This window comes from Massilia sp. GER05 (assembly GCF_052056005.1).
Classification (GTDB): Bacteria; Pseudomonadota; Gammaproteobacteria; order Burkholderiales; family Burkholderiaceae_D; genus Telluria; species Telluria orientalis.
This window is the reverse complement of the sequence record NZ_CP178858.1, coordinates 3,817,932-3,842,992: the sequence shown is the minus strand read 5'-3', so window position 1 is coordinate 3,842,992 and position 25,061 is coordinate 3,817,932. Positions and strand designations below refer to the sequence as shown.

Sequence of the window (25,061 nt, the reverse complement as noted above, 5' to 3'; positions counted from 1 at the left end):
CTCCAGCAAACCGGGGCACGTTGTGCTTTGGTCGACAACGAAACACAAAAGGTCATCCCGCTGTGCGCGTTCCCGCCTGCGGATCTCTCGCTCCGCAACAAATTTACGTCGGTAGCGCCTGGGGAATCGATCAGAATGGAAGAGCGCCTTTCCCCATCGGCAATCCGGGGCCTGAGAGAATGGATGCTTGATCTCACTACGAGATACACGACCCATGTCCCCGTGAAATTCGAAGGCATCAAACTCCCTGTGCGTCAGAGCGCAAGCACGTCGTTCCGGATTATCGGACGCGACCGGGCCGAACTCGACGACAAATGACACTCAGGCGCCCGCACCCACGCCCGCGCGCCGCCCATGCTTGACCCGATACATGGCCCGATCCGCCAGTTCGATCAGCTGCTCCATGTCATCGCCATCCTCCGGCCACAGCGCAAACCCGATGCTCGCCCCCAGCGCCAGCGCGCGCCCCTCGAACTCGAACGGCGCGCCGATCGCCGTCGTCAATGCCTGGCATTTGTTCGCGACGCTGCAGCGGTCGCGCACGCCGACGAGGATCACGCCGAACTCGTCGCCGCCGACGCGCGCCGCCATGTCGTCCGCGCGCAGTTCGGCGCCGATGCGGCTGGCCACTTCGCACAGCGCCGCGTCGCCGGCGCGGTGCCCGAAGTTGTCGTTGATCGCTTTCAGCCCATCCATGTCGATGTTCAGGACGGCGACGTGCCCATGGCACCGCGCCGCCCGCGCCACACGCTGGCGCAGGCTGTCGTAGAACTGGGCCCGGTTGGCGAGGCTCGTCAGGGCATCGTGCGTCGCGCGGTAGTACAGGTCGTTCGACGCGTTCTGCACCGCGTGGTAGATCGCCGCGCCGACGAGCGTCGACAGCAGGCCGAGCACCTGCGCATGCCAGGTGCCGAAGGCGTTCACCGCCGACGACACGATTTTCAGCACGCCCACCGAATGGTCGTCATGGCGTAGCGGCACGACGAGCATCGAGCGCAGGCCGACCTTGCGGCATGCTGCGCGGTCCACGCGCGGGTCGAGCTCGGCGTCGTCGCAACGCAGGATTTCATTCCTGTCCACGCACAGGCCGGACAGACTGCCTTCGCGCCGCAGGCGCAACCCCAACTGCGCCCGGGCGAGCCCGGCTGCCGCGCGGTACACCATCTCATTACCCTCGGCCAATTCCACGGCAGCACCCTCGGCCCGGCACAGCGTCGCGGCGCGCTGGCTGACCAGCTGCATGACGCCGCCCAGATCCAGGCCCTGGCAGGCGATCTCGGTCTGGATGTCGATGATGTCCAGCAGTACGGCCGCGTCCAGCGTGACGGTGCTCATGTCTAGTCAAAGAGAAATATCACAAATAATCACACAACCAGTGTGGACCATTTGCCTCTTGTTGACAAGTTAATACTGACGGTTGTCGATGCGATAATCCACCCTGTCCACGTCCACGTAGCCATGTTCTCCAGCCGGATTGAACGTGAACACGCCCACACGGCTGCCGCGATACGCGCCCCACGTCAACGAAAAGTCGGGCAGCACGGTCTCGTACCTTGCTCCATCCGCGCTGACGGCCAGGGTGGTCTTGCCATCCAGCCCCCACGTCGAGCGCAGCCAGATCGCATCGTGCTTCCACGGCTGCAATCGGGTGTAACTGCCGTCCCGGGACACTTCCAGGTAACGCTTGCCCTCCACCATCACGATGCCCGCGGACGCCGTGGATTCGGCGGGATTGGCGGCGCGCGGCTGCGCCGTGAAGTGGACGAGGCCGGCATGCTGGCCCTCGGCCATCCCCGCCAGTTCTATCCGCGCTGCGAACGACTGGTCGCCCGTCCGCACGACGCGCTGGGTCAGCACATTGCCCACCTTGAGCAGGTTGGCGCCGTCCAGGCCGGGAAAGGCGTGCAGGCGCAGATGGCCGGGACGGGCCGACAGCGACCACTTGTCCATGCGCGGCTGGTAATTCCATTCCCAGACGGGCGCGAGCGCGCCCGCATCGAAGTCGTCGCCGCCTTGCGGGAACCGGCGGACGGACGGCGTGCCCGGCATCCGTCCTTCCCACACCATGGTGCCGATGCCGGCGCGGTCGGGCTGCCCGATCACCGGCCAGCCGTCGATCCAGTGGACCGGCAGCAGGCTCGCGGCCCGTCCCGCCCAGTCGCCGCTGCCGTGGTGGGTGAAGAAATACCAGTTGCCGTCCGGGCCCTGGACGATCCCGCCCTGGTTCGGCTCCATGGCGGCGCGGTCCGCCTGCATCAGCTGGCGCTTCTCGGACCACGGTCCGCGGATCGACGGCGCCCGCCGCATCATCATCACGCGCGCGTCGCCCTGCACTTCGCTGAAGAAGTGGTAATAGGTGCCGTTGAACTTGTACAGTTTGCTGGCCTCGCTGCCCTTCGACTGGTAGATCACCTGGTCGGTCCCCGGCACGAGGCTGCGGTTGTCCGCGCTCAGTTCCCACAGATGGATCTTGTAGCCGTCGCTGAAGTGCGTGCCGACCAGGTAGCCCTTGCCGTCATCGTCCCAGAACGGCGCGCAGTCGTCCCATCCGGTTGCACGCAACACGTGCTGCAGCGGCGTCCACGGCCCTTCCGGCCGTTCCGCGCTGGTCATGAAATAGCCTTCTTCCGGGGTGCCGAAATAAATCCAGAACCGGCCCGCATGGTGGCGGATGGCGCCGGCCCAGATGCCGCGGCCGTAGCGGTTCATCCGCGTCCAGTCCAGTTCCGGCGAGATCTGCGTGAGGTCGGGCACCGCGTGGCCCACCGTGCGCCAGTTGACCAGGTCGCGCGAATGCAGCACCGCCATCCCCGGAGAAAACTGGAACGTCGATGTAATCGCGTAGTAGTCGTCGCCGACACGGATCGCATCCAGGTCGCTGTAATCGGCCGGCAGGACGGGATTGCGGTAGCGGCCGTTGCCCAGGTCGCCCCACTTGGCCCAGTCACCCCAGGTGACGCCGTCGCCGGCCTGGCAAGGGCCCGTCATGGCGGCAGCGAGCAAGCCGGACAGTGCGACTGCGCACCAGCGGGAGAATTTATGTTCGGGAAAGGTGGGCATGTCCGTTGCAGATGGTCGTAATCGTTAAAAATTTGTGTCGGCTGGCAGGGATTAGGTCTACAATTGTATGGTATCGATAACGTACATTTCTGTCTAGCCAGTGCGGCAATTTTACAGGCTGGAGCTGTCGATACCGTCCGGACGCGGACGTTTTTCATACATTAAAAACCTCTGGAAGCAGATTTGGGGCTTTCCCGACTCTGGCTCCGACAAAAGATGTTATCGGTAACCTAAACACGAGAAGAGGTAGAAAAATGGGGGAACAAACATGAGAGCAATTAAATTCGACCGTGCGGCGAGGCGCATCGCCTGCATGGCGGTGTCGATCGGTATCGCCGCGACGCTGGTGCCCTACCCGGGCCAGGTCGCCCTGGCCGCAGACCCGATCGATACGATGGTGACCAGCTACCAGCCCGTCATCAGCGAATCCATCGATGCGAACGGCTTCAGGCATCCCGGGGTCGGGCTCACGAAGGAGACCCTGGAAACCATGCGGGCCCAGGTCCTGGCGAAGAAGGAGTCCTGGAATACCCACTTCAACATGATGCTCAAGTCGAGCAAAGCGTCGCGTACGGTGGGCATCTCGAACGTCAACGGCGCCGACCCGACGCAGCCGCGTATCCTGGGGATCGATTCCCAGGGCGCCAACGGCCTGTTCATCAACGACGCACTGACCGCCTACACGCAGGCGATCCTGTACTACGTGACCGGCGACGACGTCTATCGCGCCAACGCCATGCGGATCATCCGCCTGTACGGGAAAATGGATCCGTCGAAGTACGTGTACTTCGTCGACTCGCACATCCATACCGGGATTCCGCTGAGCCGCATGACGGCGGCGGCGGAAATCCTGCGCTACACGAGCACCCAGACGCCGGCGCTCGCATGGACGGACGACGATACGGTCAACTTCTCGAGGAACCTGGTCACGCCGGTGATCCAGACCTTCGACAACTGCAACTGCCGGTTCATGAACCAGCACCTGTACACGACCATCGCCAAGATGTCCGGCTCGATCTTCATGGGCGACCGCGACGGCTATGACACGGCCGTCGAGTGGTTCACCGTCAACAAGGATGCCCCCGATCCGGCCTGGACCGGATCGATCAAGCAGTTGTTCCGGACGGTGACAAAAAACGACGCCACCGGCGAAGAGATTCCGCCGCAGATCCAGCACGTCGAAATGGGCCGCGACCAGGCGCACGGCGCCGGCGACCTCACGAACTCGGAGATCCTCGCGCGCCTGATGATGGCGCAGGGTACCAAGGTCGATCCGGTGGCGGGCACGCCGTCGACGGCATCCAACGCCGTCGGCCCGTACGAATTCATGGACGACCGCCTGCTGGCCGTCCACGAACTGTTTGGCAAATACATGATCGGCTATGACATCCCATGGGTGCCTGTCGCCATGAGCGTCAATCCGGATGGCAGCATCCGCGCGATGTACAACAACGTGAATCCGTCGTACCGCGGCCGGCTCACCCAGAACAACTGGGAAGCCTTCTATTACTACAAATACGTGCGCGGCCTCGACCTGGAACAGATCGCGCCGGGCTATACCACGATCTACGCCAAGCGCAAGGCCTACAACTGGGATGGCGTCGACGGCGGCGGCGACTTCTGGCTGACGCTTCCCAAGGCCGCCGAAGCGGAAGGCGGCAAATACCTGGGCCTCCCGATCGTCGATCCGTACCGTGAAGTGGAAGACCGGTTCACGGCATACGACAGCAATGCGGTCGCGCAGACCGAAGGCACGACCGGCTTCGTGCGAAGCACGGCCACGCCGGAAGGCACGCGCATCGCCGTGTACAGCTATAACGGGGCCGCCATCCCCAACATGGGCTTCCGCATCCGCACCAATGGCCAGGCCATGATGGACGTCGACGGCATGTCGGTCGCGTTGCCGAATACACGGGGCCAGTGGCGTTACGTCGTGGTGCCGATGAACCTGGGCGATTTCCTGCCGCTCAAGATCACCGGTGCCGGTACGACGGTCGACGTCGACCACATCAACGTCAAGTCCAGCACCTTGCTGAGCCCGCCAGTCTTCAAGTCCGGCACCGGCGACACGACGGCGACCACGTATGCAGGCGCCACCATCCCGGTGACGCTCGACCTGTCTGCCACCGACCCGGCGGCCGGCGACGTGGTGACCTACAACATGGACGACCTGCCGCAGGGCGCCACGTTCGATACCAATACGGGCGCGTTCTCGTGGCTACCCACGCAGGCCGGCACCTACACGTTCCTCGCCGAAGCATCGGACGGCACCTCGGTGACCACCAGGCGTGTCATCGTCGAAGTCGCCGCCGACCGGCAGGCTGCCGTGGCGACCGTCGCCGCGCCGTTCAAGCCGGACACGCTGTACGTTACCGCGACGAAGACGGCCTACGAGAGCGCCTATGCCGACATGCAGAACACGATCGGGTCGAGCACCGACGCTACCTACTTCCAGAAGCTTGGGGCATTGCGCAACGCGGTCTCCGGCCTGCGTGAACTGACCCCGCTGCTGAAGGACGGCAGCATGGACTACACGAACCTGTTCTTCAAGACGAACCTGGTGACGAATTTCGGCGACTGGGCGGCGAACGGGGTCGACAACAATACCGACAGCTTCATCGCGTTCACGATCGCCCGCGATACCAATCACACGTTCACGCTGGACTTCGGTCCCAGCTTCAAGGTCGCCGCGAACAAGTTCCAGCTCCAGCCGCGCACCAGCTTCCCGGAACGCGTCGGCGGCGTGACCATCTTCGGTTCCAACGACAACGAGAACTGGACCCGGATCTCGCCCGACGAGACGCTCGGGATCGAGGGCTGGCAGACGCTGAACGTGGCGGACGAGTTCCGCACCAAGCGCTATCGCTTCTTCAAGCTCTCGATGATCCATGATCTCTGGTCGTATAACATCCTCGAACTCGGCGAATTCAGGATCTTCGGCACCCGCTATGAAACCGTGAACAAGCTGACCAGCGTGTCGCTGGGTTCCGACCAGGCGCTGAAGAACCGGGTCGTGCCGGGGAATACGATCAGGCTGACGTTCCAGTCGTCCGAGCCGATCAACAACGTGAGTGCGACGATCCAGGGCGAACCGGCCACCGTCACCACCACGGATAACCTGAACTGGACGGCGACGACAGTCGTCAAGGCCGCCATGGCACCGGGACCGGTGAAGCTGCTCCTCAACTACAGGACCGCCGACGGCACCGCCGCCGAACCCGTCCTGTTCCCGACCGATTCGTCGACCCTGTTCATTGCGGACCAGAAGGATTACATCGACAACGTGCTCGACATTGCCACCGTCACCGATTCCAACGGCCGCAATGCAACCGATGTGATCAAGAACGCAAAATTACTGTTCGACAGCAACCTGACGACGAACACCGACTTGCGCCTCAACGGCAGCGGCAACAATGGCTGGGTCAAGTTCGACTTCCGGCCCGGCGTCACCACGGTGCTGTCCCGCGTCGACGTCATCGGTCCCCAGAACCAGTACTCGGGCCGGATCAACGGCACCGTCGTCCAGGGTTCCAATGACAACGCGACGTGGACCAACATCTCGACCTTCGCCGGGAATGCGCCGGAGTGGCAGTCGCTGAAGATCACCGGCACCACGCCCTACCGTTACATCCGCATGACCAACGCCAACGCCTGGTTCGGCAACATGACCGAACTGCGCCTGTACGGTACGGTGAACGCCGCGGACACGACCGCGCCTGGCACCACCGCAACCGCGCCGCAAGGCACGGTGACCACTGACGCGACGATCACCTTCACGGCCACGGACAACCAGGGCGGTTCCGGTGTCTCGGCGACCTATTACACGGTCGACGGCGGCGCGCAGCAGACGGGCAACTCCGTCACGCTGACCACGAGCGGCACGCACACGGTGAGCTACTGGAGCAAGGACTGGGCGGGCAATACCGAACAGGCGCACGCGGTGACGGTGTCGATCGACAAATCGGCGGACGTGACCTCCTTCGCATCGATCGCGCGCTCGGGCCTGACGGTGAACCGCTTCACCAACAAGTACACGGGCACCGTGACGATCACGAATACCGGTGGCCAGACGCTGACGGGGCCGCTGCATTTCCGCCTGCAGGCACTGACGGCCGGCGTCACGCTGGACACCCAGACCGGCGTGAAGGACGGCGTGCCGTACATGGTGCTGCCCGTGACGAATCTGGCCGCTGGCCAGAGCGTCACCTTGACGACCACTTTCTCCAACCCGAACAAGGCCGGCATCGCGTACACGCCGGCCCTCTTCAGCATCCAGTAAAGGACCTGACCATGTTTCGATTCAAGCACTTCGTATCCTGGCTGGCACTCGCGGCCGCGCTGACCGGCACCTGCGGCCAGGCGGCGGCCACCCCGCTCTATCACGTCGACATCGACACGGCGTCGCTGGGTTCGGGGCCGGCTTTCCTGGAGCTGTATTTCCTGGGACTGGACGGCGCGCCGGCTGCAACCGCCATCGTGAGCGGCCTGACGGGCGCGCTGGACGGCGCGGCGGACCTGACGGGCACGGTCACGGGCACCGCGCCCGGTTCCTTCGTGTTCGGCAATGCCGGCGGCGGCGGTGACCTGGTCCAGGCTATCCAGCTGGGCGGCAAGTTCGGCTTCGACGTCAGCTTCACCATGCTGCCGGGCGACATCGGCACCGCGTTCGGCTGGGCGCTGTTCGATGCGACGCACTACCTGGGCGCCGACGGCGACCTGGGCAACCTGTTCCTGCAGCCGTTTGCACCGGCCGGCGAACAGGTCCTCGTGGCGGCGCCCTCGACCCCGGTCAGCAGCGTGACGAAGGTTCCGGAACCGTCGACGGCGGCGCTGATGCTGGTTGCCATGCTGGCGATGATGGCGTGGCGCGGGCAAGGCGCGCGCCGGCCCTGATCCGTCCTGACGTCCTGCAGTCTTAATCGGACCCCAAAGGCCGTTGTCCGGCTTTTGGGTTTTTTTCATTTTTGGTTTTTTCATTCATCCAGCCGGCATGAGCATCGCCAGCGCGGCAAAAAATATGTTCGCGCCTGCTGAAATTAGGCCTACAATTGTACGGTATCGATAACGTACAATCCCGCCATGTGCAAGCGGCGACTTGATCGTGACCCGATCGAGTCGGGAACGGCATTGTTTCAGGCACACGTACGGTGAGACTGCGCCGAACGTTCTTCGATACGGCACTCGTTTATAAGCACTTCATATATAAGAAACCAATGCGACCCGGTTCGGCTACGCAAGCGGGTGCTGCCGCACCCTGCATTTCCGGTCCGTCTCCGGTCAACAATGTTATCGGTAACCTAAACACGAAGAGATTAAAAATGGAGGGACAGACATGAGAACAATCAAATTGAACCATGCGTTAAGACGCGCCGTCTGCATGGCATTTTCAGTCGGTATCGCGACGACGCTGGTGCCCTTCCCGGGCCAGCTCGCGATGGCCGCGGATCCGATCGACACGATGGTGACCAGCTACCAGCCGGTCCTCACCGAAACAATCGATGCAAGCGGATTCAAGCATCCCGGCGTCGGCTTCACGAAGGCGCAGCTGGAAAACATGCGGGCCCAGGTTCTGGCGAAGAAAGAGCCCTGGTATACACATTTCAACATGATGCTCCAGTCGGCCAGCGCCAAGCGCACGCCCAACATCGCGAACGTCAATGCCTCGGACCAGACCAAGCCGCGCATTCTCGGAATTGAATCGCAGGGTGCCGAGGGCATTTTCAAGTCGGACGCCTTGACCGCCTACACCCAGGCGATCCTTTACTACGTGACCGGCGATCCGGTCTACCGGGCCAACGTCATGCGCATCATGCGCCTGTACGAGCAAATGGATCCGGCCAAGTACGCGTATTACACCGATGCGCACATCCATACCGGAATCCCGATGCAGCGGATGGTCGGCGCGGCCGAAATTATGCGTTATTCCAGCACCCAGGACCCGACGCTCGCGTGGACGGATGACGACACACAGAAGATCGCGGCCAACCTCTTCGTGCCGACAATCCTGACCGACGACAATTGCAACTGCCGTTTCATGAACCAGCATCTGTACACGACCATCGCGAAGATGTCCGGTGCGATCTTCATGGGCGATCGCGATTCGTACAATCAGACGGTCGAGTGGTTCACCGTCAACAAGGATGCGCCCGATCCTGCATGGACCGGCTCGATCGAGAGGCTGTTCCGCCTGGTGACGAAGAATGACGCCACCGGCGAAGCGATTCCGCCCCAGATCCAGCACGTGGAAATGGGCCGCGATCAGGCCCACGGCGCCGGCGACCTCACCAACTCGGAAATCCTGGCGCGCATGATCATGTCGCAAGGTACCAAGGTCGATCCGGTGACAGGTACGCCTTCGACCGAGTCGAACGCCGTCGGCCCCTATGAATTCCTCGATGATCGTCTGCTGGCTGTTCATGACCTGTTCAGCAAATGGAATATCGGTTACGACATCCCGTGGGTTCCCGTCGCCATGAGTGTCAACCCCGATGGCAGCGTCCGGGCGATGTATCCGACCGTGTCGTCATCGGGCCGGGGCCGGCTGACGCAGAACACCTGGGAAGCGTTTTATTACTACAAGTATGTCCGCGGCCTGAACCTCGAACAGATCTCCCCTAGTTACACGACGGCCTACGCCAAGCGCAGGGCCTACAACTGGGATGGCGCCGATGGCGGCGGCGACTTCTGGATTGGCATCCCCAAGGCAGCCGAGGCGGAGGGCAGCAAATACCTGGGCATTTCAGTCATCGATCCGTATCGCGAAGTGGAAGACCGCTACTCCCCGCTCACCGGTTCTTCGGTGACGCAGACCGAAGGCTCGACCAGCTTCGTGCGCAGCACGGCCACGCCGGAAGGCACGCGCTATGCCGTGTACAGTTATTACGGCGGCACCGTCACGTCGATCGGCTTCCGCTTCCGGACCAATGGCCCGGCCACCATGACCCTGGACACCTATGCCAACCCGATCGCGTTGCCGAACACCCGGGGCGAGTGGCGCTACCTGGTGGTACCCATCAACCTCGGCGATTTCCTCCAGGTTACCTTGACCGGCAACGGCACCACGGTCGACATCGATCACATCAATGCCCAGTCGAGCACTATGCTGAGCCCGCCGGTGTTCAAGTCCGGCAATGCCGACACGACCTTGTACACGTATGCCGGCGCAACCGTCCCGACGACGATCGACCTTTCGGCCACCGATCCGGCTGCGGGCGACGTCGTGACCTACAACATCGACAACCTGCCGCCAGGCGCGTCGTTCGACACCAGCACGGGCGCATTCTCCTGGTTGCCGACGCAGGCCGGTACGTACGCGTTAGTGGTCGAGGCTTCGGACGGGACGACAGTGACCACCAAGCGGCTGACGGTCGTCGTGGGTGCGGACCGGCAGGCGACCGTCGGGGTCGTGGCCGCGCAATTCAAACCGGACACGCTGTACGTGACGTCGACCAGGGATGCCTACCAGGCTGCCTATGCGGACATGCAGGCCGCGGTCGGGTCCGGCAACGACACCACCTACTTCCAGAAACTGGCGACTTTGCGTAACGCGGTCGCCGGACTCCAGGAACTGACCCCGCTGCTGAAGGACGGCAGCATGAACTACACCAATCTGTTCTTCAATTCGAACCTGGTGACGAACTTCGGTGACTGGGCCGCCACCGGGGTCGACGACGATCCCATCACCTTCATCCCGTACTTCATCGCCAGGGAGAACAACCTCACGTTCACGCTGGACTTCGGTCCCAGCTTCAAGGTGGCGGCGAGCGCGTTCCAGTTCGAGCCGCGCACCAGCTTCCCGGAACGCGCCAGTGGCGTCGCGGCCTTTGGCTCCAACGACAACGAGCACTGGACGCGACTCACACCCGACGCAACGATTCAGAGCGAGGCGCGCCAGACCCTGGACGTGCAGGAGGACCTGCGCGGCCAGCGCTATCGCTTCTTCAAGCTTTCCACCGTCAACCTGAACACGTGGTACAACATCATCGAGCTCGGCGAGTTCAGGCTCTTCGGTACCCGCTATGAAACGGTTAACAAGCTGAACAGCGTTTCGTTGACGTCGGACCAGGCTGTAAAGAACCGCGTTGTGTCCGGCAACACGATCAAGCTTTCCTTCCAGTCCTCCGAACCGGTCAACAATGTGACCGCAACGATCCAGGGCGAGCCGGCAACCATCACGACCACGGACAACCTGAACTGGACCGCGACACTGGTCGTCAAGCCCACCACGGCGACCGGACCGGTGAAGTTTTTGGCCAACTACAAGACTGGCGCCGGTGTGGACGCGGAACCCGTGATGTTCTCGACCGATTCCACGAACCTGTTCATCGCGGACCAGAAAGATTACATCGGTAACGTGATCGATATCGCAACCCTGACGGATTCCAACGGCCGCAATGCGACCGATGTGATCTCGAACGCCAACCGCCTGTTCGACAGCAACCTGGCCTCGGCGACGGACCTGCGCCTGAACGGCAGCGGGAGCAATGGCTGGCTCGAGTTCGACTTCCGGGGCGGCGGAACCGTGGCGCTGTCCAGAGCCGATGTCATCGCTCTTCAGGACAGCAAGTTCACCGGCCGTACGACCGGCACCATCTTCCAGGGTTCGAACGACAATGCGACCTGGACGACGATCTCGACGGCTGCGGCGAACACGTCGGATTGGCAGAGCCTGAAGATCACCGATCCGACGCCGTACCGCTACATTCGCATGACCAACCCCAACAATGGGTATGGGAACGTGGCCGAGCTGCGCCTGTATGGCGCCGTGGAGTCCACCAACCGCATCGCATCCGCGTCGCTCACCTCGGTCCAGGCGCTGCGCAACAGGGTTGTGCCCGGAAGTACCGCGAAACTGAACTTCACGGCCAAGGAAGCGATCAGTAATGTGGCGGTCACCATCGCCGGCCTGCCCGCTACAGTCGCGACGACGGACAACATCAACTACACGGCCACCGCGAACCTGCCCCAGGGGACGCAGCCCGGTACGGTGAAGTTCGCCATCAATTACCTCACGCAAGCCGGCAAGACGGGCTACGAGGTCACGGAAACGACTGACAAGACCTCGCTGACCCTGGTCGACGAGAGCGACCTCATCCCGAACGTTCCGACCATCGCAACGCTGATCGATTCGACCACGAACCGCAACGCCGCCACGACGCTGACGATCGTGAAGACCCTGTTCGACGCGAACCTGGGCACCGGTTCGGACTTCCGTAACGGCTCGGGCGGCTCGGGCACGGGTGCCTGGGTGGTCTTCGACTTCAAGGAAGGCAACCAGGTCAGCCTGACCAGCACCGAAGTCATCGGCAGCCAGGACAAGTACTACACGCGCGTCAACGGCCTCGTGTTCCAGGGCTCGAACGACAACACCGCGTGGACCACGCTGACCCCGGCGGCGCAGTCGACGGCGGAATGGCAGACGCTGCCGGTCACGAGCCTGGTGCCTTACCGCTACATCCGTGTGTACAATCCGAACGCGTGGTTCGGCACCATCAGGGAAGTTCGCCTGCACGGCTCGCTGCATGGCGCGGACGTGATCGCACCGGTGACCACGGCCACCGCGCCGCAAGGCACGGCGACCACGGACGCGACGGTCACCTTCGCGGCCACGGACAACCAGGGCGGCTCGGGTGTCGCAGCGACGTATTACACGGTCGACGGCGGTGCGCAGCAGACGGGCAACTCCGTCACGCTGACCACGAGCGGCACGCACACGGTGAGCTACTGGAGCAAGGACTGGGCGGGCAATACCGAACAGGCGCACGCGGTGACGGTGTCGATCGACAAATCGGCGGACGTGACCTCCTTCGCATCGATCGCGCGCTCGGGCCTGACGGTGAACCGCTTCACCAACAAGTACACGGGCACGGTGACGATCACGAACACCGGTGGCCAGACGCTGACGGGTCCGCTGCATTTCCGCCTGCAGGTACTGACGGCCGGCGTCACGCTGGACACGCAAACCGGCGTGAAGGACGGCGTGCCGTACATGGCGCTGCCGGCCGCCAGCCTGGCTCCGGGCCAGAGCGTCACCTTGACGACCACCTTCTCCAACCCGAACAAGGTCGGCATTGCGTACACGCCGGCCCTCTTCAGCATCCAGTAAAGGACCTGACCATGTTTCGCTTCAAGCACTTCTTATCCTGGCTGGCACTCGCGGCCGCGCTGACCGGCACCTGCGGCCAGGCGGCGGCCACCCCGCTCTATCACGTCGACATCGACACGGCGTCGCTGGGTTCGGGGCCGGCTTTCCTGGAGCTGTACTTCCTGGGACTGGACGGCGCGCCGGCGGCAACCGCCATCGTCAGCAACCTGGCGGGCGCGCTGGACGGCGCGGCGGACCTGACGGGCACGGTCACGGGCACCGCGCCCGGTTCCTTCGTGTTCGGCAATGCCGGCGGCGGCGGTGACCTGGTCCAGGCCATCCAGCTGGGCGGCAGGTTCGCCTTCGACGTCAGCTTCACCATGCTGCCGGGCGACATCGGCACCGCGTTCGGCTGGGCGCTGTTCGATGCGACGCACTACCTGGGCGCCGACGGCGACCTGGGCAACCTGTTCCTGCAGCCGTTTGCACCGGTCGGCGAACAGGTCCTCGTGGCGGCGCCCTCGACCCGGGTCAGCAGCGTGACGAAGGTTCCGGAACCGTCGACGGCGGCGCTGATGCTGGTTGCCATGCTGGCGATGATGGCGTGGCGGGGGCGTGAAGCGCGCAGGTTCTGAGCGGTCCTGAAGACCTGAACGCAGCCCGGAAGCCGATGTGCGGCTTCCGGGTTTTTTACATTTGGCCGTCGGACCCGGCCCTGTTATCCATCCTGAATACGCAACAAACATATTTACGAATATTTTGCAACCGACCGCTTGTGATTTAACAAAATTGCGTTTAAATTATCTCCAGTCGACTCCGCCTCGATAACAAGAACACATTCTTCCCGGTCCACTTTCGCGCGGCCGGGGCCAGTGCGCCGTACCTCCAGAACAACCGCCGCCGTTTTCGAATCTCATCGTGCGAGAGGCCGCGTGCCGCCCGTACGGGGTCATCGACGTCTGAAAGAGTCCGCCATGCCCGCCTTCCCTCTTTCGCTGCTCGACCTGGTCTCGCCCTACCAACTGCTCGGCACGACACTGGGCGATTGGCAAGCGGCGCTGGGTGCCATCTATGTCGACCGCTACGAGGCAACCGGCGCGGCCGAAGGCACGACGATCCGCGGCGTCGCGAAGTTCGCCGTCTCCGCGCGGCCCGTGCTCGACCTGCCGAACGCGCGCCTGACCGTCACCGCCACCGCCGGCGGCCTGCATCCGCAGGACGATCCGACCCGGCGCGATCCGTGGATCGACATCCAGGATACGCAGATCGCCTTCGAACTGTTCGTCCCGCGCGCCGGTTCCCCGATCATCGCGGCCGCGACGGGCGTGGCGGCCACCACGACCGACGTGTTCAACGTGCTCGACACGCTGCCGATCGACATGCCGGTATCCGACTATCCCGGCGCCCAGTTCACACTCGACATGCTGCTCACGACGGTCGTGCTGCGCCCGCCCATGCTGAAAGGCGCGAAGCTGCGCGAGTCGGATGGCCTGCTGGAACGCGACCCCGCCAACACCGTCGTGTCGTTCACCCTGCCCAGGCTGCGCATGCAGTTGTCGCAGGATGCTGCCGGGGTCCTCGCCTTCAACCTCCTGAGCCTCGGCGCGACCAGCCTGGACGACGGCAGCGACCTCGGTACCGCCGAACTGATCACGATGACGCCGCCGTACGCATTCATCGGCGATTCGAACGTCGTGGGCTTCGGCTTCCGCAGCGCTGTCCTCGACCTGTCGAACGGCTACACGCCACCGGAGGTGCTGGCGCAGTTCGGCTACGACGAGAACTGGACCGGCTTGTACCTCCCCGTCGTGCGCCTGTTCGTCGCGCCGCACGGGATGAACGACATCGCCGTGTCGGCCGGCGCCAGCAATCTGCTGATCGGGCTTGGGAACACGCCCGGCATCACGGGCGACTTCGACGTCGCCGTCATCAACCAGGGCGCGCCGATCGGCGTGTCGGCGCGCTTCTACGGTCCCGGCAACCAGCCGATCGGCATCACGCGCACGGGAGACACGGCCACCGCCATGCTGCCGCAACGCACGCGCATGGTGGTCGACGCGTCCGGCCAGCGTCCGCCGTACACCTTCACGGCCGCGCTGGACGGCAGCCCGCTCGCACCAACCGCGCCATCGATGCCGAACGTGTTCGACGTCGACCTGGGCGGCGACGGCGCGGGCAGCATCGTCGTCGGTGCGGCCAGCGGCGGCGGCACGCCGGCCCAGTTGACCATCGCGGCCGGCCCGAAGACCGGCAGCAGCAAGCCGGGCACGCCCATCGTCGCGGAGGCGCAGTTCGACACCGGCAGCATCACGCGCGACGGCACGCCGGTCGGCGCGCCTCCGTTCCGCCTCAAGGGGCGCAACCATTCGAGCATCACGATCACGCTCGATCCGCCTGACCCCGCCACCACGTGGAAGGTGCGCAAGCCGCCCGCGGCGCCGGCGCAGGACTATCCGGCCGGCGAGGAGCGCACCATCGAATTGGCCGAGAACGAGTCGGCCGACGTGGAGGCGACCACGCCGGCCGTGGGCGCGGGGCCCGAGACGGTGAGCGCGTATTTCCGCTTCGACCGCCCGACCAACAACCAGCTGCCCGAGCACGACCCGACCACCGGCATCGACTACGTGCCGGGCCTGCCCGGCACCGTGGGCCCGACGCCCACCGCCGATGTCACCAGGCCCGCCAATTCCAGCACCGGCCCGGCCGCGACGGACGCGCCCGAAAGCCCGTTCACGGGCAGCCCCGTGGGCAGCAGCTACGCCGCGCGCCTGGACCGCGTTCCGGCCGGGTCCACCATCGAAATCACGGGCTGCGCCAGCAACGAGGACGACCCGAACGACGTCGACTACAACTTCCTGCTGTCGCGCCGACGTGCGGAGGCCTTCGCGCACATCGTCCGCGCCGCGGCACCGGGCAAGAACTTCCACTTCACCCTCCTCGGCCGCGGTCCGGTGGGCAGTTCCGACCTCGACACGCGCCGTACGAACTGGCGCGCCGACGCCAGGCTGCCGGCCGCGCCGCTGCCCGGCACCGTCACGAAAGGCACGGTGTCGCGCGGCGCAACCGAGGTCCCGCAGATCCCCGTGACCACGCCCGACCCGGCACCGACGCAGCCGACGCCGCCCAGCTGGTTCCGCGCGCTGGGCGCCAAGGTGCGCATCGTGCGCGACGAGTTCGTGGCGGTCGACGTCTACGGCGAATTCGACATCAACACGCCGTCCGAACAGTTCATCCAGCAGAACGGCGGCGACCCGGGCATGGAGCCCGTCCTGCGCGGGATGGGCAGCAATCCGATGGATGGCGTGATCAAGGCGCGCATCGTCTTCCAGATCGATAACGCGACGGGCGACTGGAGCGCGCTCGCGTACCTGGGCGCGGACCCGGCCGACAAGGACGGCCTCGTGATGACGGGCCAGCTGCCCGGCCAGCCGTTGCTCGCGGAAGGCCACTTCGGCCGCAACCTGCTCGGCATGACGGCCCTGTTCGCGCCCCTCCTCGACGCCGCCGCCCCCGCCAACCCGGCGTCCGGCGACATGGTGCCGGCGGTGCTCGCGGTCGGCGGCGTCGCGCTGGCGACGGGCCTCGCGCAGGCCGGCTACTTCAACGTCGAACGCGTCGTGCTGTGGGGCGGAGAAATCGCCGTGCGCAAGCGCGCCACCGGCACCGAGGTGGCGATCCTGGGCGACATCGAGACCGCCGTGTCGGCGAACGTGGAGATCGGCGGGATCACCTTGCTGACCATCCCGCGCGAGTCGCCGCTGTCCGTGCGCTACAAGGCGATCGGCATGCGCTTCGGGAATACGCCGGGCGAGCGCGATTTCCAGTTCCGCCCCGTGTTCGATTCGTCGCGCGGCTATTCGATCGATCTCACGAGCGGCGGCGGCATCACGGTGCCCGATCCGCTCGGCCAGTTCATCAAGATCCTGGGCGCGCGCGTCGCACGTACCAATCCGCTGTCGTTCGAATTCGACCTGGGCCTGAACGCTGACCTGGGCGTCGTCACGTTCGACCGTGCGCGCGTGCGCCTGAAATTCGCCGAGGAAGGCGGCGTGGCGGGCGTGGAGCTGACCGCGTTCGGCGCCGGCGTGAACATCCCCGGTGTCCTGGTCGGCAAGGGCAGCTTCGAACTGGGCGAGGAAGTCGGCGGCGCCATCGACCTGCAGCTGGTCCCGATCGACACCCGCGTGCGCGCCGTGCTCAAGGTGACGCACGTGGAAGGCCGCACGGGCGTGTTCGTCGCGCTGGAGCTGGAGCTGCCGGTCGCGATCCCGCTCGGTGGCTCGGGTCTCGGCATCTACGGCTTCCTCGGCATGTTCGCGATGCACTACGCGCGCGACGAGGACGGGCTGGCCGGCCCCTCGATCGCGCTCGACTGGCTGAAGAACCGGGCCGGCGGCAATCCGACCAATCCCGACGCGTGGAAGGGCAATCCGGACCACTGGGCGTTCGGCGTGGGCGCGACGATCGGCACGATGGGCAGCAGCGTCGTGTTCAACCTGAAGGGCGTGTTCATGCTCGAACTGCCCGGCCCGCGCATCCTGCTGATGATGAAGGCGCGCCTGCTGCAGCCGATGCCCGCGCTGAAGGACAAGAACGCCGAGGGCAACCTGCTGGCCGTGATCGACCTGGACGCCGGCCGCGGCACGCTCACGATCGGCATCGTCGCCGACTACACGATCGACCCGCTGATCAAGATCCGCGTGCCGATCGAAGCCTTCTTCAACCTCAAGAAGGGCGAAGACTGGCATCTGTACCTGGGCCAGCGCAGCGATCCGGTGCAATGCACGATCCTGTCGGTGATCGACGCGTCCGGCTACCTGATGTTGTCCGGGAACGGCCTGCCCGCCTACCCCGACGCCGGCCTGCCGCAAGTCTACGGCTTCGCCATCGGCACCGGCCTGCGCGCCGCCTTCACCTGGGGCAGCGTGCCGGCGCGGCTGTACCTGCGCATCGGCGCCGGCTTCGACGCGGTGCTCGGCTTCGACCCGTTCCGCCTCGCCGGCCGGTTGTACGTGCGCGGCGAACTGGTGCTGTTCATCCTCAGCATCAGCGCGTATGCGGAACTGGACGTCGACGTCGGCGAGAACGTGCTGCCGGACGGCCGGCGCGAACGCATCTCCAGGATCGACGGCGAGATCTGCGGCGAAGTGGACCTGTTCTTCTTCACGATCAAGGGTTGCGTCGACTTCCACCTGGGCGCCACGAACGTGCCGAAGCTACCTGCCCCGCCGCTCGTGCGCGACCTGAAGCTCGTCTCGCGCTCGCCCGCGCTGGTGCTGGGCACGGGCACGGACCGCCCCGTCGACGGCGCCATCGGCACGGCGACCGAAGGCGCTGCCACCGACCAGACGCCGGTCGTGCCGATCGACGCGATCCCCGTGCTGATGCTGTCGGTGCCGCCGGTCGACGATGGTCTCACGGTGTTCGGCAGCGCGCCGCTGAACCATCCCGGCGCGGCGGAGAACGGCTGGCAGCAGCAGGGCAAGAACTGGGTGCGCTACGAAATCACGAAGGTCGAGCTGGTGGGCCCGATCGGCGACGGCGACAAGCCGTCGGTGTGGTGGACGCTCAAGAACCCGATCGACCCGGCCAGCGCCCAGCTCGAAGTGCAGCTCGCGCTGCTGGCCTGGACGCCGAACGCCACACCGAAAGCGTTTACGCGCAGCGCGTACCAGGAAGAGACGGTCCGCGAGCGCTGGGGCACCGTCTGCCACAAGGCCGCCCCGGCCACCTCGGTGCTGTGGACGTTCCGCTACGAGCAGCTCGGGCCATCGAAGGATGGCTGGATCGTCGACGGCGAAGCGTGGCCCGATCCGCCGGACACGGTGCGGTCGCGCGCGCCCGTCACGACGCTCGCAGTGACGGAGTGCTGGCGTTGCGGCATCGACCTCATCGACCGCAAGCGCGGCATCGATCCCGCGTTCGTGACCGGCACGCCCGCGCCCTGCCCGCGCGACACGACGCCGACGCCGACGCCGAGTTCCACCACGCGTCCGCCGCTACGCCCGGTCGCGCTCCAGCGCAATGCGGTCCGCGACCAGGTGGCGCAGGTCGCCGGCATCCGCCGCATCGATGCGCTGCCGGCGACGCGCCTGACGTGGGCCGCGACGGCCGCCAGGCTGCAGGCCGGGCAGCCGCTGTCGCGCGCCGAACTGGCCACGTCCGCCGTGCACGTCGCCGCCGCGGCCACGTCGCCGACCGAACCGCAGCGCTGCGAAGCGAAGGTGCTGGCCAGCCCGCTGAACGACGACGGCCGCGTGATCGCGCTCGGCAACCCGGCCGGCGACAAGGCGGTAAAACAGGCATGGAAGGCGCTCGACTTCCGCCCGCCGGAACTCTTCAACGGCATCGTCCTCCACAGCGGAGAAATCGCTGCCGGACGGCTGCTGCTGTTCGTGCTGTCCACCCTCGTGCGCAAGGAGAACGTGCTGGTGCGCCAGCGCGCGAAGGACGGCACGCTGCTCGCCGGGCAGGCCGTCACGCTGGCCGACGTCGTGCCGACCCGCCCCGTGCCGCCCGAGTGGATGAGCGCCGCGGGCCCGTGGCGCGACGACGTGCAGCTCGCGGCCGGCTACCTGTCCGCGCTGGGCGGCACCACGTCCACGCAGGGCAACAAGGCATATCTGCCGGTGATCGTCGAGATCAAGGGCGCGGACAAGGTCCACACGATCGAGATCGGCCAGAGCATGCGCGATCCGATCCGCCCGGAAGAACAGCGCCTGCTGATGCGTCCCTATTATCTGGCCGTGGCGGAATTCATGCACGCCGAAGAAATCGCGCGCCACGACTGGGACGAGACGACGACGACGCGCAATCACGATGCCGTGGAAGCGGCGCTGTCGGACGACGCCTGCGGCCACGCGCTGCTGGCGCCGGACACCGCCTACCAGGTCAAGGTCGAGTGGACCGTGCAGACCTCCGACCAGGACACCCGGCCAACCGCGGCCGAAACAGCCGACATCGACGCGACGACGGAAAGCCGCGTCTACCACTTCCGCACCGACGACACGGCGCCGGCCAAGCTCGATCCGTGGGTGCTGACGACGCTGCCGGAAGAAGGCGAGAGCCACGTATTCGGGCAGGAGCCGCTGTCGTTCGTGTTCGCGACCAACGACGTGAGCCACCTGTACGCGGCCTACGGCAAGAAGCTGCAGGTCCGGATCAAGGCGGCGTCGTTCCGCCGCCCGGCCTCCACGCCGGCGGTGCCGCATCCGTTCCCGATCAACTCGGACACCCTGGACGACGTGAAGGGCGGCCTGCTGTCGCCGTGGGAAGAAAGCGTGCGCGAAGTCTTGCAGGAGGACGCACTGAGCGGCGGGAAGCCGTGCGTGGACTTCGAGGCCGAGGTGGTCCGCCACAGCAAGGTCACGGTGCCGATCCCGCTCGATCCGTACACGGACTACGTCGTCGACATCGAGTCGGTCGACGAGGACGCGCCCGAGAACACGGTGGGCGAGCGCGTGCTGCGCCGCTCGTTCTCGACCTCGGCCTACGGCACCCTGGGCGAATTCGCCAACACTTTCCTCGGCACGCGCCCCGAACACCGCTACGTGGAGGCGGGCCGCATCGCGACGTTGTCGTCCACCTTCGCGAGCCACGCGCCGCAGGGCAGCGAGCTCGATGAAGCGATGATCACGGCCGGCCTGGGGCCGATGGGCACGCCGACCGCGCCGCGCGTCGTCGCACTGTGGGAGCAGCCCGACCCCGCCCAGCCGCCGCAGCCGGTGGCCGTGATCGTCGACTCGCCCGAACCGCTGCACCGCACGCGCCTCGTGCCGACCAAGGTGACCGATCCGGTGCCCAGCGCGCCCGAACGCTACGAGATGCTGCCCGGGACGTGGCTGCAGCTGGCCCAGATGCCGGGCGCGCCGGACGTGATCCAGCGCGTGATCCCGGCGCCGGGCGGGCAGCGCGCCATCGTCGTCCTCAAGCCGGGCAGCCGCGGGGCCAACGGCCTGGCGCTGGGCCTCAAGCGCGAACGCTTCGCCGACAAGCCTTATCTGTTCGATGCCACGTGGCCGGCCGACCCGGTCAAGATCACCTACGTCTCGTTGCTGAACGCACCCTGGGAGGAACAAGCATGAGCCGCGTCGTCGACCCCTATCGCTTCCACGCCCGCGCCGCGCTGACGAACTGGGCGCACATCAACCGGGCCCGCGATCCGCAAGACCAGCGCTGGGCGGAGGAATGGCGCCGGCGCGGCATCGAGGGCTATGCGATGGCCCAGCTGCGCTGGTCGATCAACCCGCAGCTCGCGCCCGAGCTGCCGGACGAGGACTACGGCATGCCGGGCGGGCCGTTCACGGTGTGGGCACGGCTGCCGTCCGAGAAGGAGATGGGCGACATCCCCTTCCACACGTACCAGAACCAGGACGGCGCCACGATCGTGTGGTGGATGGGCGACCCGCTCGTGTACGTCACGCTCGGCATCGACGTCACCGCCGCCAATGCGAATCTCGCCGCGCTCAACGGCCCGGTGGCGATCGACGCGCTGGAAATCATCCAGACCGTGGGCACCGGCCAGCGCCAGGTCCTGCTGTGGGGCACGTCCATCGTCGCGGTGGCGATCGCGTCGCCCGGCCCCGTCGGCGTGCGCTCGGTGCGCGGCATCACGGCGCACGACTACGCGAACTCGGACGCGTGGCGGCCGCTGGAAATCGTCGGCCTGCCGGTGGAGCCGTCCGAGTGGTCGGACGTGGGGCGGCACGCCGACAAGCAGGGCATGGTCGGCGCACTGACGGCGCCGGGCGATGCGGCGCGCGACCGCTTGCGCCGCGGCGCGGCGCCCTTCGGCTGGCCCGGCACGCTCGGGCCGAATCCGGCGCCGGCGTGGGCCCTCCCCGACTTCGACGGGCTGGTCAAGGAAGTGCGGCAAGACCTGCTGCCCCGCCTGCACCCCGTGCTCAAGATGCCGCCCGTGCTGCAGGCGCGCCAGCGCGACCTCGTCGACATCCCCGGGCCGAGCGGCGCGGGCGGCACGCTGGGCGATCCGTCCACGGCGAGCCTGCCGCCGCTGGGCCTGACCTTCATCGCGGCCGGCAGCGATCCGCTGCTCGCGCTGGCGCTGGGCTTCGGCACCGCCTACCCGGCCGCGCAAGTCACGTCCGGCGGCTCGGTGACGCCCGGCGCCGTCGCCATCCCCAGCCGCATGGTGGACTTCATGGTCACGGCCACGTGGGACAAGGGTATGGACGGCACGTCCGGACCGCTGGAGATGGCCGCGCTGGCGATCGGCGCGCCGCCGCCCGTGCGCCCGCCGGCGCCGAACGCCCTGCAGGCGCAAGCGCAATCGCACAGCCGCCCGCACGCGGCCGACCAGCCGTGGACCGCGGCCGCGCGCGTGTCGTGGGACCGCCTGCCGCGCTTCAAGCTGCTGACGACGTCCAGCTTCGCGTTCGCCCGCGCCAACCCCGTCACGCCCGCCGTCGGCGCCGACGCCATCATGCGCCCGCGCCCCAGCGGCGGCCTCGCGCCGATCACGCTCGCGAACAACGCCAAGGACAAGGAAATGACGCGCCACTCGGCCGTGGATTCCTCGCTCGTGCTGCCGCTGACGGCGGCCGGCCTCGCCCTGCGCTACGGCATCGCGCTGCAGGACATCTGGGGCCAGTGGTCGGTGTGGGGCACGGTCGATCATGCCGACCAGCAGCCGCCGCTGGACCGCCCGCGCGTGCTGCGCTGCGCGCTGGATGCCGCGGTGCCCGCGTCGGGCCGCGTGTGCGCCGGCACCCTGACGGTGGAGCTGGCCTGGGATTGGGAAGTCCGCAAGCCGCAGCAGATCGAACTGCGCAGCCGCCTGTTCGCGGCGCCCCAGCGCGCCCACACGCCACCGCCCGACACGACCTTGCCGGCCGGGCTGCAGACGTCGCTCGCCGTGCCGCCTGCCGCGCCGCTCGTGCTGCCGTTCGGCGGCGACCAGTTGTCGCCGCTGCCGCCGAACGTCACCGTCGACTACTTCGACATCGACGGCAATCTCGTCGCGCCCGGCCCCGTCGGGGCGGACGACGTGCGCCGCTACCGCATCACCGTCTCTGGCTTCCAGCTCGACTACAACGCCGTCGGCCACATCGGCGTGGCCGTGTGGACGCGCGTGCGCGAACGCGCCCAGCCCCTGCGCGACAGCGCCTGGCTCGCGCCGCTCGTCTCCGGCTCCGCGATGGAACCGGGACCGAACATCGCCTACGCGTCCGACCCGATCCCGCCCGCGCCCGAGCCGCCGGAAATCGTCAAACGCGCCAGCCTCGCGGACGCGCGCGGCGAGCATCATGCGCGCGTGTCGTGGGCGCCGGCCGCCGGCGCGACGGGATACTTCATCTACACGGCGGCCGAGAGCGCGATCCTCGCGAAGGTCGGCGATCCGGACCACCCGGCGCCCGATCCGACCCTGACGTACACGGAACGGTTGGCCTTCCTGCGCGACTGCCTCGCCGCCTCCACCGACAACTTCCGCGCGCTGTTTACGCGGGTACACTCCCGGGCGCAGCCAGAGACGTCGGCCGACCTCGTGCTGCCGCGCGGGACGAAGGAGATCCATTTGTTCACGATGGTCGCGGTCAACGCGGGCAACGTCGAATCCAACTGGCCCGCGCCGGCCGACAACGAGCAGCGCGTCGTCGCCATCGCGGCGGCGGACATCGCCACGCCGGCCCCGCCGCGGCTGGAGATCCGCCGCGTCGACCAGCCGGCCGCGACGCCGAAGTTCGCGGTGCACGTGGACCTCGCGAGCCAGCCCGGCGCCCGCGTCGCGCGCTACCAGCTGTTCCGCACGCGGGTCGAAGCGGCCGCGATGGAACTGGACACCATGGGCCCGCCCGTCGCCACCATCGAAGCGGGCGGCGGGGGCTGGACCGTGCACGGCCTGGAAGACGATGCCGCCGCGCTGGCCGATGCGACCGGCGCCGACCAGCCGGACGGCTCCTGGAAAAAAGTGTGGTACCGCGCCATCGCGTGGGCACATCCGGACCCGGACCGCGCCCTGCTGCCGGGCCGCTCGCCCGCATCGAACGCGATGTCGGTGGTGATCCCGCCCGATGGGCCGCCGAACCTGTCGCCGCTGACGGCCGAGTGGCCGGGCGGTCCTGTGCAGGACGTGCTGGTGCATTTCACGAGCACCGCGCCCGTCCCGAAGACGGCGCTGGGACCGCACAAGCTGACGGTCGACGCGCAGGTCCTGAGCGACCCGTCGAAATCGGCCCCGGACCCGCTGCTGCTGGAAGCGTTCGAGCTGCAGGCCGTCCCCGCCGCGCCGCCCGCGCCGCCGATCAGCGGCACGTGGCGCACCAGCGCCACGCAGTACGCGCTGCGGCTCAGGCGCGGCTCGGTCGACGACCGCGTGGCCGTCGTGGTGCGCCTGACGGATCCGCTCGGGCGCGGCACGGAGCGCGTGCTGACCGTGGCGTCCGGCCCCGTCGATCCCGCGCCGGACGTGCTGGACCTGGAGATGCACGTCGTGAAGCCGAACGTCGTCAACGCCACGTGGCGCTCCAGCGCCCCGATCCCGCCGCGCGCGGGCGGCAAGTACACGATCAGGGTCACCGTCGCCGCGCCGAAAAAGCCGATCCTGACGCCGGCGCCGGTGCCGCATCCGATCGTGCAGCCGCACGGCGTGGCGGCCATCCTCGCCAGGAAGGAAGTGGCGCTGGAGGCGCTCGACGTGCTGCGCGGCCCGATCATCAAGTTGCCCGGCCAGGTGACGGTGATCGAAATGGCGCTGGCGGACGTGCCGGTGGCCGGCAAGTCGCCGCTGCCCGGCCAGCCGTGGCAACTGGTCCGCCTGAACAGCGCGCACGGCGCGACCAGCTACGGCCTGACGTTCAACGGCGCGGTGGCGAGCGTCACGGTGCGGATCACCGCGCCGGACGGACGGTTTGCCGAACAGGTCGCGAAATAACAGGTCGCGAAATACAGAGGACGGGCT

At 66.7% G+C, this 25,061-nt stretch carries 8 protein-coding genes; 6 read left to right on the top strand and 2 right to left on the bottom strand.

All coding sequences use genetic code 11. The features are described from left to right. Nucleotides 1-321 precede the first annotated feature (321 nt). Together ACL58G_RS17160 and ACL58G_RS17155 are read right to left on the bottom strand one after the other, a co-directional pair. Entirely contained in the window at nucleotides 322-1,335 is a 1,014-nt protein-coding gene (locus tag ACL58G_RS17160) for a diguanylate cyclase domain-containing protein (protein WP_440962559.1), read from the bottom strand. A 69-nt stretch (nucleotides 1,336-1,404) separates the two neighbouring features. After that, the gene (locus ACL58G_RS17155; RefSeq protein ID WP_440962558.1) at nucleotides 1,405-3,060 is read right to left on the bottom strand and encodes a family 43 glycosylhydrolase; all 1,656 of its coding nucleotides are present in this window, start codon (nucleotides 3,058-3,060) and stop codon (nucleotides 1,405-1,407) included. A 268-nt stretch (nucleotides 3,061-3,328) separates the two neighbouring features. Here ACL58G_RS17155 and ACL58G_RS17150 point away from each other — a divergent pair, with 268 nt between their 5' ends. The 6 genes from ACL58G_RS17150 to ACL58G_RS17125 all read left to right on the top strand — a co-directional run bounded on the left by ACL58G_RS17150 (nucleotide 3,329) and on the right by ACL58G_RS17125 (nucleotide 25,034). Next, the gene (locus ACL58G_RS17150) at nucleotides 3,329-7,339 is read left to right on the top strand and encodes an OmpL47-type beta-barrel domain-containing protein (RefSeq protein WP_440962557.1); all 4,011 of its coding nucleotides are present in this window, start codon (nucleotides 3,329-3,331) and stop codon (nucleotides 7,337-7,339) included. 11 nt (nucleotides 7,340-7,350) lie between these two features. After that, nucleotides 7,351-7,953 carry an NF038129 family PEP-CTERM protein gene (locus ACL58G_RS17145; RefSeq protein WP_440962556.1) on the top strand — a complete coding sequence of 201 codons (603 nt, stop codon included), beginning with the start codon at nucleotides 7,351-7,353 and terminating at the stop codon, nucleotides 7,951-7,953. 484 nt (nucleotides 7,954-8,437) lie between these two features. Beyond that, a complete protein-coding gene (locus tag ACL58G_RS17140; protein ID WP_413385628.1) occupies nucleotides 8,438-13,165 on the top strand; it encodes a discoidin domain-containing protein in 4,728 nt (1,575 codons plus the stop codon). An 11-nt stretch (nucleotides 13,166-13,176) separates the two neighbouring features. After that, on the top strand, nucleotides 13,177-13,779 hold the full coding sequence (locus ACL58G_RS17135) for an NF038129 family PEP-CTERM protein (protein ID WP_440962555.1): 603 nt from the start codon (nucleotides 13,177-13,179) through the stop codon (nucleotides 13,777-13,779). Nucleotides 13,780-14,118: 339 nt separating this feature from the next. After that, nucleotides 14,119-21,228: a hypothetical protein gene (locus ACL58G_RS17130; protein WP_440962554.1), complete on the top strand. Its 7,110-nt coding sequence runs from the start codon at nucleotides 14,119-14,121 to the stop codon at nucleotides 21,226-21,228. Continuing rightward, on the top strand, nucleotides 21,225-25,034 hold the full coding sequence (locus tag ACL58G_RS17125; protein ID WP_440962553.1) for a hypothetical protein: 3,810 nt from the start codon (nucleotides 21,225-21,227) through the stop codon (nucleotides 25,032-25,034). The genes ACL58G_RS17130 and ACL58G_RS17125 overlap by 4 nt, the downstream gene beginning before the upstream one ends. The last annotated feature ends 27 nt before the right edge of the window (nucleotides 25,035-25,061 follow it).

Excerpts from the sequence above, each read along its gene's own strand:
- ACL58G_RS17130 (WP_440962554.1), top strand. The coding sequence starts at position 14,119 with ATGCCCGCCTTCCCTCTTTCGCTGCTCGACCTGGTCTCGCCCTACCAA.
- ACL58G_RS17155 (WP_440962558.1), bottom strand. The coding sequence starts at position 3,060 with ATGCCCACCTTTCCCGAACATAAATTCTCCCGCTGGTGCGCAGTCGCA.
- ACL58G_RS17150 (WP_440962557.1), top strand. The coding sequence starts at position 3,329 with ATGAGAGCAATTAAATTCGACCGTGCGGCGAGGCGCATCGCCTGCATG.
- ACL58G_RS17125 (WP_440962553.1), top strand. The coding sequence starts at position 21,225 with ATGAGCCGCGTCGTCGACCCCTATCGCTTCCACGCCCGCGCCGCGCTG.
- ACL58G_RS17160 (WP_440962559.1), bottom strand. The coding sequence starts at position 1,335 with ATGAGCACCGTCACGCTGGACGCGGCCGTACTGCTGGACATCATCGAC.
- ACL58G_RS17135 (WP_440962555.1), top strand. The coding sequence starts at position 13,177 with ATGTTTCGCTTCAAGCACTTCTTATCCTGGCTGGCACTCGCGGCCGCG.
- ACL58G_RS17140 (WP_413385628.1), top strand. The coding sequence starts at position 8,438 with ATGGCATTTTCAGTCGGTATCGCGACGACGCTGGTGCCCTTCCCGGGC.
- ACL58G_RS17145 (WP_440962556.1), top strand. The coding sequence starts at position 7,351 with ATGTTTCGATTCAAGCACTTCGTATCCTGGCTGGCACTCGCGGCCGCG.